The sequence below is a fragment of the Shinella yambaruensis genome (genome assembly GCF_050859155.1).
Lineage (GTDB): Bacteria > Pseudomonadota > Alphaproteobacteria > Rhizobiales > Rhizobiaceae > Shinella > Shinella yambaruensis.
The window spans coordinates 4,277,597-4,295,699 of the sequence record NZ_CP150638.1 but is presented as its reverse complement, the minus strand read 5'-3'; the positions used below and the strand labels follow the sequence as shown (position 1 = coordinate 4,295,699).

Annotated in this window: 20 protein-coding genes; 13 read left to right on the top strand and 7 right to left on the bottom strand. The window is 64.6% G+C overall.

Annotation, left to right across the window (positions count from 1 at the left end):
- Positions 1–161: 161 nt before the first annotated feature.
- From hslU to hslV, 3 genes are read right to left on the bottom strand one after another with little or no spacing between them, the layout of a single operon-like run.
- Positions 162–1,472 carry an ATP-dependent protease ATPase subunit HslU gene (gene hslU / locus WMC41_RS20885; RefSeq protein ID WP_244770806.1) on the bottom strand — a complete coding sequence of 437 codons (1,311 nt, stop codon included), beginning with the start codon at positions 1,470–1,472 and terminating at the stop codon, positions 162–164.
- Complete coding sequence (locus WMC41_RS20880; RefSeq protein WP_432346126.1) at positions 1,469–2,011, bottom strand: GNAT family N-acetyltransferase; 543 nt, start codon at positions 2,009–2,011, stop codon at positions 1,469–1,471. Before WMC41_RS20880 ends, hslU begins: the two co-directional genes overlap by 4 nt.
- Positions 2,001–2,558 (bottom strand): ATP-dependent protease subunit HslV, encoded by a 558-nt coding sequence (gene hslV, locus WMC41_RS20875; protein ID WP_244770804.1) that lies wholly within the window; start codon positions 2,556–2,558, stop codon positions 2,001–2,003. Before hslV ends, WMC41_RS20880 begins: the two co-directional genes overlap by 11 nt.
- Positions 2,559–3,648: 1,090 nt before the next feature.
- On the opposite strand from hslV, the gene hisB reads away from it, so the two are divergent.
- The 7 genes from hisB to coaA all read left to right on the top strand — a co-directional run bounded on the left by hisB (position 3,649) and on the right by coaA (position 8,382).
- Complete coding sequence (hisB, locus tag WMC41_RS20870; RefSeq protein ID WP_244770803.1) at positions 3,649–4,242, top strand: imidazoleglycerol-phosphate dehydratase HisB; 594 nt, start codon at positions 3,649–3,651, stop codon at positions 4,240–4,242.
- Between the two features lie 71 nt (positions 4,243–4,313).
- On the top strand, positions 4,314–4,784 hold the full coding sequence (locus tag WMC41_RS20865; RefSeq protein WP_432346123.1) for a DUF2628 domain-containing protein: 471 nt from the start codon (positions 4,314–4,316) through the stop codon (positions 4,782–4,784).
- Positions 4,785–4,786: 2 nt separating this feature from the next.
- Positions 4,787–5,428 carry an imidazole glycerol phosphate synthase subunit HisH gene (gene hisH, locus WMC41_RS20860; protein WP_272807170.1) on the top strand — a complete coding sequence of 214 codons (642 nt, stop codon included), beginning with the start codon at positions 4,787–4,789 and terminating at the stop codon, positions 5,426–5,428.
- 1 nt (position 5,429) lies between these two features.
- Positions 5,430–6,173, top strand: a complete 744-nt coding sequence (gene hisA / locus WMC41_RS20855) for a 1-(5-phosphoribosyl)-5-[(5-phosphoribosylamino)methylideneamino]imidazole-4-carboxamide isomerase (RefSeq protein WP_432346121.1) — start codon at positions 5,430–5,432, stop codon at positions 6,171–6,173.
- A 106-nt stretch (positions 6,174–6,279) separates the two neighbouring features.
- Positions 6,280–7,056, top strand: coding sequence for an imidazole glycerol phosphate synthase subunit HisF (hisF, locus tag WMC41_RS20850; protein ID WP_244770797.1), 777 nt, complete (start codon positions 6,280–6,282; stop codon positions 7,054–7,056).
- Positions 7,057–7,066: 10 nt separating this feature from the next.
- Positions 7,067–7,387 (top strand): phosphoribosyl-ATP diphosphatase, encoded by a 321-nt coding sequence (locus WMC41_RS20845; protein WP_244770796.1) that lies wholly within the window; start codon positions 7,067–7,069, stop codon positions 7,385–7,387.
- Positions 7,387–8,382: a type I pantothenate kinase gene (gene coaA / locus WMC41_RS20840; RefSeq protein ID WP_244770795.1), complete on the top strand. Its 996-nt coding sequence runs from the start codon at positions 7,387–7,389 to the stop codon at positions 8,380–8,382. The genes WMC41_RS20845 and coaA overlap by 1 nt, the downstream gene beginning before the upstream one ends.
- A 37-nt stretch (positions 8,383–8,419) precedes the next feature.
- Here coaA and WMC41_RS20835 read toward each other — a convergent pair whose 3' ends face one another.
- The 4 genes from WMC41_RS20835 to WMC41_RS20820 form a co-directional block, all read right to left on the bottom strand.
- Positions 8,420–9,037, bottom strand: a complete 618-nt coding sequence (locus tag WMC41_RS20835) for an alpha-ketoglutarate-dependent dioxygenase AlkB family protein (protein ID WP_432346118.1) — start codon at positions 9,035–9,037, stop codon at positions 8,420–8,422.
- 6 nt (positions 9,038–9,043) lie between these two features.
- Complete coding sequence (gene lysM / locus WMC41_RS20830; RefSeq protein ID WP_272807167.1) at positions 9,044–9,559, bottom strand: peptidoglycan-binding protein LysM; 516 nt, start codon at positions 9,557–9,559, stop codon at positions 9,044–9,046.
- A 107-nt stretch (positions 9,560–9,666) separates the two neighbouring features.
- A complete protein-coding gene (gene arfB / locus WMC41_RS20825; protein ID WP_432346116.1) occupies positions 9,667–10,101 on the bottom strand; it encodes an alternative ribosome rescue aminoacyl-tRNA hydrolase ArfB in 435 nt (144 codons plus the stop codon).
- 127 nt (positions 10,102–10,228) lie between these two features.
- Complete coding sequence (locus tag WMC41_RS20820) at positions 10,229–11,839, bottom strand: phosphoenolpyruvate carboxykinase (protein WP_244770791.1); 1,611 nt, start codon at positions 11,837–11,839, stop codon at positions 10,229–10,231.
- A gap of 312 nt (positions 11,840–12,151) precedes the next feature.
- On the opposite strand from WMC41_RS20820, the gene WMC41_RS20815 reads away from it, so the two are divergent.
- From WMC41_RS20815 to ahcY, 6 genes are all read left to right on the top strand, one after another.
- Entirely contained in the window at positions 12,152–12,883 is a 732-nt protein-coding gene (locus WMC41_RS20815; RefSeq protein WP_064332010.1) for a response regulator transcription factor, read from the top strand.
- Positions 12,884–12,980: 97 nt separating this feature from the next.
- Complete coding sequence (locus WMC41_RS20810; protein ID WP_244770821.1) at positions 12,981–14,777, top strand: sensor histidine kinase; 1,797 nt, start codon at positions 12,981–12,983, stop codon at positions 14,775–14,777.
- A 202-nt stretch (positions 14,778–14,979) separates the two neighbouring features.
- Positions 14,980–15,441, top strand: coding sequence for an HPr kinase/phosphorylase (locus WMC41_RS20805; RefSeq protein WP_432346113.1), 462 nt, complete (start codon positions 14,980–14,982; stop codon positions 15,439–15,441).
- Positions 15,442–15,591: 150 nt separating this feature from the next.
- Positions 15,592–15,993 (top strand): PTS sugar transporter subunit IIA, encoded by a 402-nt coding sequence (locus WMC41_RS20800; RefSeq protein WP_432346111.1) that lies wholly within the window; start codon positions 15,592–15,594, stop codon positions 15,991–15,993.
- Between the two features lie 15 nt (positions 15,994–16,008).
- Positions 16,009–16,281 carry an HPr family phosphocarrier protein gene (locus tag WMC41_RS20795; protein WP_064332007.1) on the top strand — a complete coding sequence of 91 codons (273 nt, stop codon included), beginning with the start codon at positions 16,009–16,011 and terminating at the stop codon, positions 16,279–16,281.
- A gap of 155 nt (positions 16,282–16,436) precedes the next feature.
- On the top strand, positions 16,437–17,837 hold the full coding sequence (gene ahcY, locus WMC41_RS20790; protein WP_432346108.1) for an adenosylhomocysteinase: 1,401 nt from the start codon (positions 16,437–16,439) through the stop codon (positions 17,835–17,837).
- Positions 17,838–18,103: the final 266 nt, after the last annotated feature.

The window sequence follows — 18,103 nt, the reverse complement described above, 5'->3', positions numbered from 1 at the left end:
TTCTCGTGATGTCGGCATGGCGAGACCGATGCAACGCAAACATGTCGGAATGATGCCAAAACGCGTGCAATGCCTAGGCCGCACGGTCCCTTCTGTCGAGAGGCCCCGCCTGCAAAAGTCCGGCACCGGCGGCCGCAAGAGCGGCCACCGGTGCGGAAACGTCACAGAATGTAGCGCGACAGGTCGGTATTGGCCGCAAGCGCCCCGACATGCTTCTTCACATAGTCGGCGTCGATGAGGAGCTTGTTGCCGCCCTTGTCCGGCGCCTCGAAGGAGATCTCGTCGAGCACCCGCTCCATCACCGTCTGCAGCCGCCGCGCGCCGATGTTCTCGACGCTCGCATTGAGCTGCACCGCCACATCGGCCAGCGCGTCGATGCCGTCCTCGGTGAAGTCGAGCTCGACGCTTTCCGTCGCCATCAGCGCCTTGTACTGCCGGATGAGGCTCGCCTCCGTCTCCGTGAGGATGCGACGGAAGTCCTCCTTGGTCAGCGCGCGCAGCTCGACGCGGATCGGCAGGCGGCCCTGCAGCTCGGGCAGGAGATCCGAGGGCTTGGAGACATGGAAGGCGCCGGAGGCGATGAAGAGGATGTGATCCGTCTTGACCGGCCCGTATTTGGTGGCGACCGTCGTGCCCTCGACGAGCGGCAGGAGGTCGCGCTGCACGCCCTCGCGGGACACACCCGCGCCCATGCCGCCGTCGCGCGCGGCGATCTTGTCGATCTCGTCGATGAAGACGATGCCGTCGTTCTCCGCCGAGCGGATGGCCTCGCGCTGGATCTGCTCGTTGTCGAGCAGCTTGTCGGATTCGTCGTCGATCAGGATCTTGTAGGAATCCTTGACCGTCGTCTTCACCTTCTTGGTGCGCCCGCCCATCGCCTTGCCGAACATCTCGGAAAGGTTGAGAACGCCGATATTGGCGCCGGGCATGCCGGGGATCTCGAAACCGCCGGGCAGGCCGCCGCCCGTATCGGCGACGTCGATCTCGATGTCCTTGTCGTCCAGCTCGTTGCCCCGCAGCTTCCTGCGGAAACTGTCGCGCGTCGCCGGCGAGGCCGTCGCGCCGACGAGCGCGTCGAGCACCCGTTCCTCGGCATTCGCATGGGCCTTGGCCGTCACCTCGGCACGCTTCTTCTCGCGCACCAGGCCGATGCCGACCTCGACGAGGTCGCGCACGATCTGCTCGACATCGCGGCCGACATAGCCGACCTCGGTGAACTTGGTGGCCTCGACCTTGACGAAGGGCGCGCCGGCGAGCTTGGCGAGGCGCCGGGAGATCTCGGTCTTGCCGACGCCGGTCGGGCCGATCATCAGGATGTTCTTCGGCATCACCTCGTCGCGCAGGTCCGGTTCCAGCTGGTGGCGGCGCCAGCGGTTGCGCAGCGCGATGGCGACGGCGCGCTTGGCGTCGTGCTGGCCGATGATGTAGCGGTCGAGTTCGGAAACGATCTCGCGGGGGGAAAAGTTGGTCATGATGTCTCGTTCGCTTTCGGGTCGAATTGCATGATCAGCACGTCGTCGCCGGTGCGGCCCAGGAGCTTTTCCACCGGCCGGAAGCCGGCTTTTTCATAGGCGCGAACCGCACGGGCGTTGGCGGGATCGGGATCGATGATGATGGTCTCGTGGCCGAGGCCGCGAAGACGGGCGACGAAGGCGATGAGCGCCGCCGAGCCGATGCCGGTGGAGAGCCTGTCCACCTCGCCGATCGAAAGATCGACGCCGACGGCCTCCCGCGGCAGCTCGAGAAGCCAGGGATTGTCCTTCGTCCACGCCTCGTTCTGGTGATGGCCGAGAAACCAGTATTGTATGTAGCCGACCGGCTTTCCGTCGAGCATGATGAGGAAGGGACGGGTCGTGTCCTTTCCCTCCACCATGTCGCGGATGAAGCCGAGCTCCTCTTCCGGATCGCCCCACCATTCGCGCATGTGCGGCCTGTTCAGCCATGCCTGAAGCAGCGGGTAGTGCCCTTCCCCGACGGGTGAAAAGCCGATCCGGGCGAGATCAATCGGCATCCAGCGTCTCCACCACGACATTCTGGTTGGTGTAGACGCAGATGTCGCCGGCGATCTGCATGGCGCGGCGCGCGATCTCTTCCGCCGACTTGTCCGTGTCCATCAGCGCCCGGGCCGCGGCATAGGCATAGTTGCCGCCCGAACCGATCGCCATGGTGCCGTGTTCCGGCTCCAGCACGTCGCCATTGCCGGTCAGCGCCAGGGTGACGGACTTGTCGGCGACCAGCATCATCGCCTCGAGGCGGCGCAGATAGCGGTCGGTACGCCAGTCCTTGGCAAGCTCGACGGCCGCGCGCATCAGCTGGTCGGGATATTGCTCGAGCTTGGCTTCGAGCCGTTCGAGCAGCGTGAAGGCATCGGCCGTCGCGCCGGCGAAACCGGCGATCACGTCGCCCTTGGCAAGGCGGCGGACCTTGCGCGCATTGCCCTTCATCACGGTCTGGCCAAGGCTCACCTGGCCGTCGCCCGCCATCACCACCTTGCCGTCCTTGCGGACGGTGATGATCGTCGTGGCGTGCATGGAAGCGTAGGGATTGTGTTCACTCATTCGATAGACCTCAAAGGCCCTTTTGGGGCGGGGACGCCGCCTGCGCGGCGGCTTCGTTGTGTCCTATGTAAGCAGCGGTTCGAAGATTGCAAACGGAGGGTGAGCCGATGGCGAAAGGGCCTGAAGCAACAAGGACGTGCGCAAGCCCACGAAAGACAAGGCCCCCGCCAAAGCCTCCCGATCTTCGATACGCAAGTGAAGCACGGCGACAGCGCGAAGAAGAAGTGAACTGCGGCGGCGAACGGGAACGTCGGCCGCGTCGGCCAATGACGGTGCCGCCCCTCACCCTAACCCTCTCCCCGCAAGCGGGGAGAGGGGACTTGCCCCGCTGAGCGTGAGAGGGGTGGAAACCATCCCGGCATATCCCTTCGCCCCGCTTGCGGGGAGAAGGTGGCGGCAGCCGGATGAGGGGCGAATCACGCCGTTCGCGGCGCTTTTCCAGAAAAGTCCCGGACCGATTTTCCCCACCCCCAAAACACGCCTTATCCTGACCTTCCTTCCGCCGCCGGACGGATCGCGTAACGTGTCGATGCGGGCGGGAGGAGGCGCTTTCGATTTCTGCCGAAACGTACGGCGGGAACGAAAGAGGCGTGGCGCGTCGTGGTGATCCATGGCCTTTTCCCGTGCTCACGGGATCGGGCCGGCGGGTCAGCGCGGCGTCAGAGGCTTCCCCCTTCCCCGGGTCGCGGGGTCGGCTTGGGTCCGCCATGCAAGCAGGATGGCAGCGCCTGTCCCCGAAAAGTGCGGAACGCGGTTTTCGGAACAAGGCACAGGCGCCAACAAACTGCGCAGCGAAGCCCTACCATGCCTGAAGGAGGATGAGACCGCCTCCGAAGAACGCCTGGGCCGCGCGAAAGCGAAGCCGCACCATACCCATTTCCAGAGGCAACGCTTTCGCGCGGTTCTCCGGACGAGGGCAATTCCGGCAAAAGCGCGAAGCGGTTTGGGTCGGAATTGCGAAAACAACGACGTTCCATCACCCCGGCGGCGCGCCGCGCGGGCCGTTCCCCCTTGCGCCGGAAACCCTCGAAAGACTGGCCTTTTGTGAAGAGCCCTGTTAAGGAGCGGCGACACTCTACCGGAGACAGCAATGAGCCGCACTGCCAGCGTTTCGCGCAAGACGAACGAGACCTCCGTCGCCGTCACCGTCAATATCGACGGCACCGGCACGTCGAGCATTTCGACCGGCGTCGGTTTCTTCGATCATATGCTCGACCAGCTGTCGCGCCATTCGCTCATCGACATGGACATCAAGACCGAGGGCGACCTCCATGTCGACGACCACCATACCGTGGAAGACACCGGCATCGCCATCGGCCAGGCCATCGCCAAGGCGCTCGGCGACCGGCGCGGCATCACGCGCTATGCCTCGCTCGACCTTGCCATGGACGAGACGATGACCCGCGCCGCCGTGGACGTGTCGGGCCGGCCCTTCCTCGTCTGGAACGTCGCCTTCTCCGCCCCGAAGATCGGCAGCTTCGACACCGAGCTGGTGCGCGAGTTCTTCAACGCGCTCGCCCAGCACGCCGGCATCACGCTGCATATCCAGAACATCTACGGCGCGAACAACCATCATATCTCGGAGACGTGCTTCAAGGCCGTCGCGCGCGTGCTGCGCACCGCGACCGAGATCGATCCCCGCCAGGCGGGCCGCGTTCCCTCGACGAAGGGTTCGCTGGCCTGAAGCAATTCCAGCAGAAGTGTGCAGCGGTTTTGCATCCGGGATTGCATAGGAAATAATAGCTGGAGGCCGTCATGGCCACGTTCCTCGTTCTGATACCGCCGGGCGCCGTGTCCGGAGACGAAAAAGCCCGGATCATCCGGGACCGCTTTTCCTGGATCGCGCTCTTCCTGCCGGTCCTCTGGCTGCTCTGGCATCGCGCCTGGCTCGCCGCCGCGCTCGCCTTCGCCGTGCAGTCGCTCGGCTCGGCCGTCGCCGATCATCCGCTCTTCGGCCTTGCCGGCCTCGGCATCTGCCTCGCCACCAATCTCCTCGTCGCGCTCGAAGGCCCCTCGATGGTCGTCGCCGGCCTCACGCGCCGCGGTTGGACGGTCGATGCGGTGATCACGGCCGACGACCGCGCCACCGCCGAGGAGATCTACTACATGCAAACCCCGGCCGGCGAGGCAGAACCGCGTGAAAGCGTCCTCCTGCCGGCCTCCGAAACCTCCCCGCGCCGGCACGCTCCCATGCTCGGCCTCGTCGGTTTCAAGGAAGGACGCTGAGAATGCGCGTTGCAATCATCGACTACGGCTCGGGCAACCTGCGCTCGGCCACCAAGGCCTTCGAGCGCGCCGCGCGCGAGGCCGGCATTGCCGCCGAAATCGACCTCACCGACAAGGCCGAGCGCGTCGCCGCCGCCGACCGCATCGTGCTGCCCGGCGTCGGCGCCTATGCCGACTGCCGCCGCGGCCTCGACGCCGTGCCCGGCATGGTCGAGGCGCTGCGCGACACCGTCGAGGCGAAGGCCCGGCCCTTCCTCGGCATCTGCGTCGGCATGCAGCTCATGTCCTCGCGCGGCCTCGAAAAGACCATCACGGAAGGCCTCGGCTGGATCAGCGGCGACGTCGTCCGGATGACGCCGGACGATCCGGCGCTGAAGATCCCACAGATCGGCTGGAACACGCTCACCCGCCGATACGCGCACCCGCTCTTCGAGGGCATCCCGGAGACGCTGCACGCCTATTTCGTGCACTCCTACCACCTCGCCGCCGAAAACCCGGACGACGTGGTCGCGACCGTCGACTATGGCGGCCCGATGACCGCCTTCGTCGCGAGCGGCAACAAGGCCGGCGCACAGTTCCATCCGGAAAAGAGCCAGGCGCTCGGCCTTTCCCTCATCAGCAATTTCCTGCGCTGGAAGCCCTAACATGATCCTCTTTCCCGCCATCGACCTGAAGGACGGCCAGTGCGTTCGCCTGAAACTCGGCGACATGGACCAGGCCACCGTCTACAATCCCGATCCGGCCGCCCAGGCGAAAGCCTTCGAGGACCAGGGCTTCGAATGGCTGCACGTCGTCGATCTCAACGGCGCCTTCGCGGGGGAAAGCGTCAACGGCACCGCCGTCGACGCCATCCTCAAGGCGACGAAGAACCCCGTGCAGCTCGGCGGCGGCATCCGCACGCTCGACCATATCGAAAGCTGGCTGTCGCGCGGGCTTTCCCGCGTCATCCTCGGCACGGTCGCCGTGCGCGATCCGGCGCTGGTCATCGAGGCCTGCAAAAAATTCCCCGGCAAGGTCGCCGTCGGCATCGACGCCAAGGGCGGCAAGGTGGCCGTCGAGGGCTGGGCGGAGGCATCCGAACTCGGCGTCATCGAGCTTGCCAGGAAATTCGAGGGCGCCGGCGTCGCCGCGATCATCTACACCGACATCGACCGCGACGGCATCCTGACCGGCATCAACTGGACCTCGACGCTGGAACTCGCCGACGCCGTCGCCATCCCCGTCATCGCCTCCGGGGGCCTTGCCTCGATGGACGACATCCGCCGCCTCGTCGCCCCCGACGCCCGCAAGCTCGAAGGCGCGATTTCCGGCCGGGCACTCTATGACGGGCGGATCGATCCTGCAGAGGCGCTGGCGGTCATTCGCGCCGCAAGAGGAGAAGCCGCATGAGCCTCAAAGCCCGCGTCATCCCCTGCCTCGACGTGGAGGATAGCCCGCGACGCCCGCAGCCGCAGCGCGGCGAGGACGCGCAAGACAAAAAGAAGGAGGCCGTCCTTTGACCCTCAAGGCCCGCGTCATCCCCTGCCTCGACGTGAAGGACGGCCGTGTCGTCAAGGGCGTCAGCTTCGTCAATCTGGTCGATGCCGGCGATCCGGTGGAATCGGCAAAGGCCTATGACGCCGCCGGGGCCGACGAACTCTGCTTCCTCGACATCACCGCCTCCTCCGACAACCGCGACACGATCTTCGACGTCGTGGCCCGCACGGCCGACCATTGCTTCATGCCGCTCACCGTCGGCGGCGGCGTGCGCTCGGTCGCCGATATCCGCAAGCTGCTGCTTGCCGGGGCCGACAAGGTGTCGATCAACTCGGCCGCCGTCGCCAATCCGGATTTCGTGGCGGAAGCCGCCGACAAGTTCGGCAACCAGTGCATCGTCGTCTCGATCGATTCGAAGAAGGTTTCGCAGGAAGGCGAGGAAGACCGCTGGGAGATCTTCACCCATGGCGGCCGCAAGCCGACCGGCATCGACGCCGTCGCCTTCGCGGAAAAGATGGTGGAGCGCGGCGCGGGCGAGCTGCTGCTCACCTCGATGGACCGCGACGGCCAGAAAGGCGGCTACGACATCGCGCTGACCCGCACCATCGCCGACCGCGTCTGCGTGCCGGTCATCGCCTCGGGCGGCGTCGGCACGCTCGACCACCTCGTCGAGGGCGTGCGCGACGGGCATGCGACGGCGGTGCTCGCCGCCTCCATCTTCCACTTCGGCACCTACACCGTCGGCGAAGCCAAGCGCTACATGGCCGAGCATGGCATCGCCATGCGGCTCGACTGAGGAGAGGCACATGAGCACCTTCACCCTTGCCGATCTCGAACGCATCGTCGACGCCCGCGCCGCGGCCGATCCGTCGGAAAGCTGGACGGCGAAGCTCGTTGCCGCCGGACAGCAGAAAGCGGCAAAAAAGCTCGGAGAAGAGGCCGTCGAGACCGTTATCGCCGCGATCGAGGGCGAAAAGGCCGCCCTGACGAGCGAAACGGCCGATTTGCTCTATCATCTGATCGTCGTATTGAAAATCGGCGGCGTCCCGTTACAAGATGTCATGGGGGAGCTGGAGCGGCGGACAAGCCAGTCCGGCCTAGCGGAGAAGGCCAGCCGGAAGAGTTGATGATCCAGGCAGTGCGCGACAAGAACCAGACGGATATTCCGGACGATTTCGGCAATCACGACTATTCTCCCTACCGCTTCTTCCCGGCAGACGAATGGGCGCGCTTCCGCGCCGATACGCCGCTGACGCTGACCGCCGACGAGGTGCAGCGGCTGCGCTCGCTGGGCGACCCGATCGATCTCAACGAAGTCAGGCGCATCTATCTGTCGCTGTCGCGCCTGCTGTCGGCCCATGTCGAATCCTCGCAGATGCTCTTCGAGCAGCGCAAGCGCTTCCTCAGCCTCTCGGACGAGGCGAAGACGCCCTATGTCATCGGCATCGCCGGCTCGGTCGCGGTCGGCAAGTCCACCACGGCGCGCATCCTGATGGAACTGCTGTCGCGCTGGCCGTCCAGCCCCAAGGTCGACCTCGTGACGACCGATGGCTTCCTCTATCCGAATGCCGTTCTCCAGCGCGAGAACCTGATGGAGCGCAAGGGGTTCCCGGAAAGCTACGACATCGGCGCGCTGCTGCGCTTCCTCTCGGCCATCAAGGCCGGCAAGAAGGACGTCAAGGCACCGACCTATTCGCACCTCACCTATGACGTGCTGCCCAACACCTTCCGCACCATCGACCGGCCGGACATCCTGATCTTCGAGGGCATCAACGTCCTGCAGTCGCGCAACCTGCCGGCGGACGGCAAGATCGTGCCGATGGTCTCCGATTTCTTCGATTTCTCGATCTATATCGACGCCGAGGAGACGCTGATCCATGCCTGGTACGTGGAGCGCTTCATGCGCCTTCGGGAAACCGCCTTCCGCAACCCGGATTCCTACTTCCATCGCTACGCGACGATCAGCGAAAAGGAAGCACTTGCGATCGCGGAAAACCTCTGGCGCAACATCAACCTGAAGAACCTGCACCAGAACATCCTGCCGACCCGCCCGCGCGCCGACCTTATCCTGCAGAAGGGCCGGAACCACCTCATCGAGACGGTGGCGCTGCGCAAGCTCTAGTCGTTTTAACCTAATTCCGGACGCAAAACCAAGCCGGCTACGGATTGACCCGGCGAAGCGTCAGGTTGATGCGCCCGGCATTCTTCAACAGCGTCGACGTGCCCGGATAGATCCGGTCGACCCCGTGAAAGATCAGCCGGCTTTCGCCGCCGAATACGAAGACGTCGCCGCTCGCAAGGCGGAACGACCGTGTCGGATCGCTGCGTGAAACACCGCCGACACGAAACAGGCACTGGTCGCCCAGCGAGACGGACACGACGGGCGCGGCAAATTCGGTCTCGTCCCGGTCCTGGTGCAGGCCCATCCTGGCGTCCGGATCGTAGAAATTGACGAGGCAGGCTTCCGGCGGCTTCTCGAAGCCGGAAGCCTCGTTCCACAGGGCAAGAAGCGCATCGGGAATGGCGGGCCAGGGACGGCCGGTCTCGGGATGGGCCGGCTGGTAGCGGTAGCCGCCCGCCTTGTCCGTCACCCAGCCGAGCGGGCCGCAATTGGTCATGCGCACCGACATCGGCTTGCCGGTTCTCGGCATGCGCGGCACGAAGAGCGGCGCTTCGACCACGACCTGCCGAATTGCGGCGACGAGGGCTTCCTGCGCCGGACGGTCGAAATGGCCGGGGAAGTAGCGGAGCCCCGGGGCGAGACCGCGCTCAGCCATGCGCGCTCACGCTTCCGCCAGATCCGGGATGCGCAGCACCTGGCCGGGATAGATCTTGTCCGGATGGGTCAGCATCGGCCGGTTGGCGTCGAAGATCAGCGTGTGCCTGGCGCCCTTGCCCTTGCCGTAGTGGGATTCGGCGATCTTCCAGAGATTGTCGCCCTTCTTGACCGTGTAGAGGGTCGGCGCCTGGGCGGGCGTTGCGGCCTCGGCCAGCGCGGTCATGTCGGCCTGGCCGGGCTTGAGGCCGGAATCGGCCGGCACGACCTTGAGGTCGGCGGCCTCCACCCTGGAAATGCCGAGCGTGTTGCCGACGGCGATGACCGCCTTCTCGAAGGCCGTCTGGTCGGCCACGACACCCTTCAGCACGCATTTGTCGCCCTCGACGGAGACTTCGACATTCTGCGTGCCGAGATCGAAGGAATCGAGCTCCTTCTTGACCGCCGCCGCTTCCGGCGCTTCGTCGTCGCCACCGATGCCGAGCTTCTTGCCGGCGGTCTTGATGAAGCTGAAGAGACCCATGGCTACCTCCCTGGTCTTCCTGCCTGGTTTTCCGAACTAAAGCAGAGCCCTTCCGCAAAGGAAAGATTCCGTTTCACGCTCATCGGTAAACGGCCGGGTTGCGGCAATCATTCGCCGCCTGGCTTGGCCCGCATGCGCTTGACGTCCGACCGGCCCGACTTTTCCTTGAGCCGGCGTTCGACCGAACCTTTCGTCGGCTTCGTCTTCTTGCGCACCGGCGGCGGCGGTTCGGCCGCCTTGAGGATCAGCTCCTTCAGCCGTTCGCGCGCATCCTCCCGGTTGCGCTCCTGGCTGCGGAAGCGGTTCGCCTCGATCATCAGCACGCCGTCCTTGGAGACCTTGCGGCCGGCCAGCCTTTCCGCATTGGCCTTCACCCGATCGCTGAGCGAGGGCGAGTTGCGCAGGTCGAAGAAGAGCTGCACGGCCGTCGAGACCTTGTTGACGTTCTGCCCGCCCGGACCGCCCGCCAGCACGAACTGCTCGGTCAGCTCCCAGCCGGCGATCGTGATGGAACTCTTGATGTAGAGGGGGGTGCTGGCCATGGAAATTCCTTTCCCGGCCGTTTTAACCGGCACCGGGCAAAACGGGAAGCCGCCGCCAAAGACGAAAACGCAGACGAAAAACCCGGCCGCAGGGGCCGGGTTTCACGTGAATCATCGTCGATGCACCTTATTCGGCAGCGACCTTCAGGCCCGGCGCGGCATCGCGCACGCCGCCGTCCACATGGTCCTCGAACTTCTCGAAGTTCGCAATGAACATGTCGACGAGCTTGCGCGCCTGCTTGTCATAGGCAGCGCCGTTGGCCCAGGTCGAGCGCGGGTCGAGGATCTTCGTATCGACACCCGGCACCGAAACGGGGACCTGGAAGCCGAAATTGTCGTCGCGGCGGAAGAGCGCGTCCTTCAGCGAGCCGTCCAGCGCGCTGGCGAGCAGGGTGCGCGTCGCCTTGATCGGCATGCGGCGGCCTTCGCCATAGGCGCCGCCCGTCCAGCCGGTGTTGACCAGCCAGCAATCGACGCCGTGCTCGGCAATCAGCTCCTTCAGCAGGTTGCCGTAGACCGCCGGGTGGCGCGGCATGAAAGGCGCGCCGAAGCAGGTCGAGAAGGTGGCTTCCGGCTCGGTCACGCCGCGTTCCGTGCCGGCGACCTTGGCGGTGTAGCCGGAAAGGAAGTGGTACATGGCCTGGTCGGGCGTCAGCTTGGCGATCGGCGGCATGACGCCGAAGGCATCGGCCGTCAGCATGATGATCGTCTTCGGATGCGGCGCGCGGCCGGTCTCGCTGGCATTCGGGATGAAATCCAGCGGATAGGCGCAGCGGGTGTTTTCCGTCAGCGAGCCGTCGTTGAAATCCGGAACGCCGTTGGCGTCGAGCACGACGTTCTCCAGAACGGAGCCGAAACGCTGCGTCGTCGCGTAGATCTCCGGCTCGGCCTCGGCCGAAAGGCGGATCGCCTTGGCGTAGCAGCCGCCTTCGAAGTTGAAGATGCCGTTTTCGCCCCAGCCGTGCTCGTCGTCGCCGACCAGCGTGCGGTTCGGATCGGCCGACAGGGTCGTCTTGCCGGTGCCGGAGAGGCCGAAGAACACGGCCGCGTCACCATCCGGGCCGACATTGGCCGAGCAGTGCATCGGCATGACCTTTTCCGAGGGCAGCAGCCAGTTGAGCACGGTGAAGACCGACTTCTTCATCTCGCCGGCATAGAAAGTGCCGGCGATCAGCACGATGCCGCGCGTCAGGTCGCAGGCGATCATGGTTTCCGTGCGGGCGCCGTGGCGCTCCGGATCGGCCTTGAAGGTCGGCAGGTCGATGATCGTCAGCTTCGGCACGAAGGTCGCTAGATCCTTCTCTTCCGGGCGGATGAGCAGGTTGCGGATGAACAGCGAGTGCCAGGCGAGTTCCGTGACGACGCGGGTCGGCAGGGCGTAATCGGCATCGGCGCCGCCGACGAGATCCTGCACGAAGAGGTCGCGGCCGGCCGCATGGGCCAGCATGTCGGCGTGCAGCACATCGAAATGCTCGCGCGAGACGGCCTTGTTGTTGTCCCACCAGATGGCGCCCTCGGTGTTTTCGTCGCGCACGACGAACTTGTCCTTGGGCGAGCGGCCGGTGTGCTGGCCGGTGAGGGCGCGAAGGGCGCCATGGGCCGTCTTGACCGCTTCGCCGCGACCGAGGGCCTCTTCATAGAGAGCCTCTGCTGCAAAGTTGTACCGGACCGTGCCGTCGGTGTGGATACCCATCGCGGTGAGCCCCTGAGCGGGGTTGCGAACGCCAAGTTCCTGCATGGTCCAGTTTTCCTCCAAGGCGACAAGACTGGTGTGAATTTTGCGGGAACCTAATGCGCGGCTGTCACAAAGACAAGAGGAAAATAGAAATTAGGCAATGATATCAATTAATTAATCGATTTAAACAATTATGTGACTTTTTTAATCGTTTGAATAATCGATTTAAAAATGACTCGGCCGGCCGGCCCGAAACGTCTCCCTTTATCTTCGCCACAATTTGTTCCACCTTTACCCCCAGGAAGGCGCATCACATCCAGGACAGGAAACGATCCGAGGTCGGGAAAGGCGCCGATGAATATGGAGACTAGCAGGATGCAGACGATCGCACTCGTTGACGACGACCGGAATATTCTGACATCCGTGTCGATCGCTCTGGAGGCCGAAGGCTACAAGGTGGAGACCTATACGGACGGCGCCTCGGCGCTCGACGGCCTTCTTGCCCGTCCGCCGCATCTTGCGATCTTCGACATCAAGATGCCGCGCATGGACGGCATGGAACTGCTGCGCCGGCTGCGCCAGAAATCCGATATCCCCGTCATCTTCCTCACCTCGAAGGACGAGGAGATCGACGAACTGTTCGGCCTGAAGATGGGCGCGGACGACTTCATCACCAAGCCGTTCTCGCAGCGCCTGCTGGTCGAGCGCGTCAAGGCGATCCTGCGCCGGGCCTCGAGCCGCGAGGCCGCCGCCTCCGCCGGGGCCGCCGGCAGCACGGCGAAGGCCGGGGAAGTGGCGGCCCGCTCGCTGGAGCGCGGCCAGCTCGTCATGGACCAGGAGCGCCATACCTGCACCTGGAAGGGCGAGCCGGTGACGTTGACCGTGACCGAATTCCTCATCCTGCACTCGCTGGCGCAGCGCCCCGGCGTGGTGAAGAGCCGCGATTCGCTGATGGACGCGGCCTATGACGAGCAGGTCTATGTCGACGACCGCACCATCGACAGCCACATCAAGCGGCTGCGCAAGAAGTTCAAGATGGTCGACACCGACTTCGACATGATCGAAACGCTCTATGGCGTCGGCTACCGGTTCCGCGAGACCGCATAACGCGATTTCGCTTGCATGGACCGCGGCGGCGATGGCATGCCGCGGTCAGGCGGCACCATGCCGCCGGCATGAAGGATGAAGCCGCTTGTTGCAGACAATGTCGGAAAAAGACGGGCCGGAAAAGGATGGGGAAGACGTCGAGGGCCGGCCCGCGCCGCGATCCCTGCGCCGCCGCTGGACCCATCCCTTCACGCTCGCCCGGCGCATCTTCGGCAACGCCGTCTTTTCGAGCCTGACGCGCCGCATCCTGTTCTTCAACCTCGTCGCGCTCGTCGTGCTCGTCGCGGGCATCCTCTATCTCAACCAGTTCCGCGAGGGGCTGATCGATGCACGCGTCGAGAGTCTCCTCACCCAGGGCGAGATTATCGCCGGCGCGATCTCCGCCTCCGCCTCCGTCGACACCAACTCGATCACCATCGACCCGGAAAAGCTCCTGGAGCTGCAGGCCGGCCAGAGCATCACGCCGCTGCCGAACGACGAGGACCTCGAATTCCCGATCAATCCGGAGCGCGTCGCGCCCGTGCTGAGAAGACTGATCTCGCCGACCCGCACCCGCGCGCGCATCTATGACACGGACGCCAACCTGCTGCTCGATTCGCGCCATCTCTATACGCAGGGCCAGGTGCTGCGCTTCGACCTGCCGCCGGTGGAGCCGGAGAGCACCAGCCTCATCGAGCGCATGAACGTCTGGTTCAACCGCATCCTCCAGCCGAGCAACCTGCCGCAGTACAAGGAAGCGCCGGGCGGCGACGGCTCGATCTATCCGGAAGTGATGAACGCGCTGACCGGCGTGCGCGGCGCGGTCGTGCGCGTCAACGACAAGGGCGAGCTGATCGTCTCGGTCGCCGTGCCCGTGCAGCGGTTTCGCGCCGTGCTTGGCGTCTTGCTGCTCTCCACCCAGGCGGGCGACATCGACAAGATCGTCCATGCAGAGCGGCTTGCCATCATGCGCGTCGCGGGCGTTGCCGGCCTCGTCAACATCGCGCTGTCGCTGCTGCTTTCCAGCACCATCGCCAATCCGCTGCGCCGGCTTGCGGCGGCGGCGATCCGCGTACGGCGCGGGGCGAAGGAGCGCGAGGAGATCCCCGACTTCTCGGTGCGCCAGGACGAGATCGGCAACCTTTCGATTGCACTGCGCCAGATGACCAACGCGCTCTACGACCGCATCGATGCGATCGAGAGCTTCGCCGCCGATGTCAGCCACGAGCTGAAGAACCCGTTGACCTCGCTGCGCAGCGCCGTCGAGACGCTGCCGCTCGCGCGCACGGACGAATCGAAGAAGCGCCTCCTCGACATCATCCAGCACGACGTGCGCCGGCTCGACCGCCTGATCAGCGACATCTCGGATGCGTCCCGCCTCGATGCCGAGCTTGCCCGCAGCGATGCCCGCACCGTCGACCTCGAAAAGCTGCTCGGCGACCTCATCGACATTTCCCGCCAGGTCAACACGCGCAAGAAGCCGGTCACCCTCGATTTCGTGGTGGACCGCAAGGACAATCCGAAGGCGAAATTCGAGATATCGGGCTACGAGCTGCGCATAGGCCAGATCGTCACCAACCTCATCGAGAATGCCCGCTCCTTCGTGCCGGATCCCGGCGGGCGCATCGTCGTGCGCCTGTCGCGCGGGCGGAACGACCGCTGCATCATCCAGGTCGAGGACAACGGCCCCGGCATCCAGGCGGAAAACATCGACCGCATCTTCGAGCGGTTCTACACGGACCGCCCCGCCACCGAGGATTTCGGCCAGAATTCCGGCCTCGGCCTTTCCATCTCGCGGCAGATCGCCGAGGCGCATGGCGGCACGCTGAAGGCCGACAACATCGTCGACAAGGCGACCGGGGAACTGGCCGGCGCCCGCTTCACGCTGTCGCTGCCGACCGGCAACCAGAAATGAGCGGGGCTTCGCGGGCAAAGACGAGACCTGCGGGGAGAGCCGCCCCTCATCCCGCTGCCGCGACCTTCTCCCCGCAGGCGGGGAGAAGGGGGGTGTTGCGTCGGTTTCCCAAGGCAGTGGCCCTTGTCGTGAAAGGAAAATTTCGCCCCTTGCTCCTTCTCCCCGCCTGCGGGGAGAAGGTCGCGGCAGCGGGATGAGGGGCATGCCGAACGCAGCGCCCGTCAACCTCCATGCCACCGCCATCGTCATCGGCACGACGGGGCTTCTGTTCGTCGGTCCTTCCGGCACCGGAAAAAGCGCCGTCGCGCTCCACTGCATCGAGGAGGCCCGCGCCCGCGGCCTTTTTGCCGCCCTGATCAGCGACGACCAGGTTTTCATCACCGAAGCGAACGGCCGGCTCATCGCCCGTGCGCCAAAAAGCATCGCCGGCCTGACGGAGATCCGCGGGGCCGGGATCGTGCCGGTGGGGACGATCGAAGCGGCGGTTCTGACCCGGGCGATCCGGCCGATCGAACCGCCTTTCGCCGAGCGCCTGCCGCCGGAAGGGGAAACCGTCGCGGTCCTGCCGTCGTTCTTGCTGCCGCTTACCCGGTTGCCGCTCTTGCCCGGCGTGAGCGCTTTTTCGACCTTGGCCGCAATTCACCCGGAAATCCTGAAGAGTTGACCCCAAAAGCCTCGTCAAAAAGCGGAATCGGGCATTTTGGGCTTGCACTTGGTCTTTTCATTGACATGATGGCCACCCCAACGGTGGACGGAATTGCTGCATTGCGGTATTCCGCCGTCCGTTTGAGTTGGGAAACTGGAGCGACTGCTGATGATCGGACTGGTGCTTGTCACCCATGGCAAGCTTGCGGAGGAATTCCGGCACGCCCTTGAACATGTCGTTGGTCCGCAAAAGGCGATCGAGACCGTCTGCATCGGCCCCGAGGACGACATGGACCAGCGCCGCCAGGATATCCTGGAAGCGGTGCTGAAGGCCGACCAGGGCCATGGCGTCATCATCCTCACCGACATGTTCGGCGGCACCCCCTCGAACCTCGCCATTTCCGTGATGAGCGGCGACGGCATCGAGGTGATCGCCGGCGTGAACCTTCCCATGCTGATCAAGCTTGCCGGCATCCGCGGCGAGAACAACATGGAGAAGGCGCTGATCGACGCCTCCGAGGCCGGCCGCAAATATATCAATGTGGCAAGCCGCGTCTTGAGCGGCAAATAAGGTTCTCCGCCCTCCATGACCGTCTCGAAAGAGCTCCTCATCATCAACAAGCGCGGTCTGCACGCCCGCGCCTCGGCGAAATTCGTCCAGACGGTCGACGGCTACGACGCCGAGGTCACCGTCTCCAAGGACGGCATGACGGTGGGCGGCACCTCGATCATGGGCCTGATGATGCTCGCCGCCAGCCCCGGCTGTTCCGTGCTGGTGACGGCGGTCGGCGCCCAGGCCCGCGAGGTGCTCGATGCGCTCGATGCGCTGGTGGCCGATCGTTTCGGCGAAGAAATGTAGGCCACGTGTCGATATAAGGATATAAAGACTTCTTTATATCCTGTTGCTCCAGCCGGCGTTTCCTGATAGGAAGCGCCATCACGAACAGGATCTGTTCGTTCCACGCATGTGCGCAGGCATCTTCACGACGCACGTGCCAAAAGGCTGGAGACCCCATGACCACCACGCAGGACTACCACGTTGCCGACATCGCGCTCGCCGATTTCGGCCGCAAGGAAATTCAGATCGCCGAAACGGAAATGCCGGGCCTGATGGCCTGCCGCGAAGAATTCGGTGCGTCCAAGCCGCTGAAGGGCGCACGCATCACCGGCTCGCTGCACATGACGATCCAGACCGCCGTGCTCATCGAGACGCTGGTCGCGCTCGGCGCGGACGTGCGCTGGGCCTCGTGCAACATCTTCTCCACGCAGGACCACGCCGCCGCCGCGATCGCCGCCGCCGGCATCCCGGTCTATGCCGTGAAGGGTGAGACGCTCACCGAATACTGGGAATACACCGACAAGATCTTCCAGTGGGCCGATGGCGGCTTCTCCAACATGATCCTCGACGACGGCGGCGACGCCACCATGTACATCCTGCTCGGCGCGCGCGCCGAAGCCGGCGAGAACGTACTGGTCAACCCCGGCTCGGAAGAAGAGGAAATCCTCTTCGCGCAGATCAAGAAGCGCCTCGCCGCCTCCCCGGGCTGGTTCACCAAGCAGCGCGACGCCATCAGGGGCGTGACCGAAGAGACCACCACCGGCGTCAACCGTCTCTACCAGCTCCAGCAGAAGGGCCTGCTGCCCTTCCCGGCGATCAACGTCAACGACTCGGTCACCAAGTCGAAGTTCGACAACAAGTACGGCTGCAAGGAATCGCTGGTCGACGGCATCCGCCGCGGCACCGACGTCATGATGGCCGGCAAGGTCGCCGTGGTCTGCGGCTATGGCGACGTGGGCAAGGGCTCCGCCGCCTCGCTGCGTGGCGCCGGCGCGCGCGTGAAGGTGACGGAAATCGACCCGATCTGCGCTCTGCAGGCCGCCATGGACGGTTTCGAGGTCGTGCAGCTCGAAGACGTCGTCTCCACCGCCGACATCTTCATCACCACCACCGGCAACAAGGACGTCATCCGCCTCGAGCACATGCGCGAGATGAAGGACATGGCGATCGTCGGCAATATCGGCCACTTCGACAACGAGATCCAGGTCGCCTCGCTCAAGAACCTCAAGTGGACCAACATCAAGCCGCAGGTCGACATGATCGAGTTCCCGAAGGGCAACCGCATGATCCTTCTGTCGGAAGGCCGCCTCTTGAACCTCGGCAACGCCACCGGCCACCCGTCCTTCGTGATGTCCGCGTCCTTCTCCAACCAGGTCCTCGCCCAGATCGAGCTCTTCACCAAGGGCGAGATCTACAAGAACGAGGTCTACGTGCTGCCGAAGCAGCTCGACGAGAAGGTCGCCCGCCTGCACCTTGCCAAGCTCGGCGCGCGCCTGACGGAACTCTCCGATGAGCAGGCCGGCTATATCGGCGTGACGACCCAGGGTCCGTTCAAGGCCGAACACTACAGATACTGATCCTTACCCGGGTTATCCACAACATCTAGGGGCTGCGCGCTTGACAAGGCGCGCAGCTTCTTTTTTGGGCGCGTCCCTTCCCGACGATTCTGGAAACAAGTATCGTTTAAAGCATTGATTCGGCGTGCAGATGCGGACCCTTCGCGCCGGATTGGGATGTCTTGTCGATCAGGCGGCAAACGGACGGAGACATACCGGGGATGATGGCGGACAGAAAACGAGGCCGTTCCGGGCAGGCTTTTGCCGTGCCGGAGCGGAACAGGGCG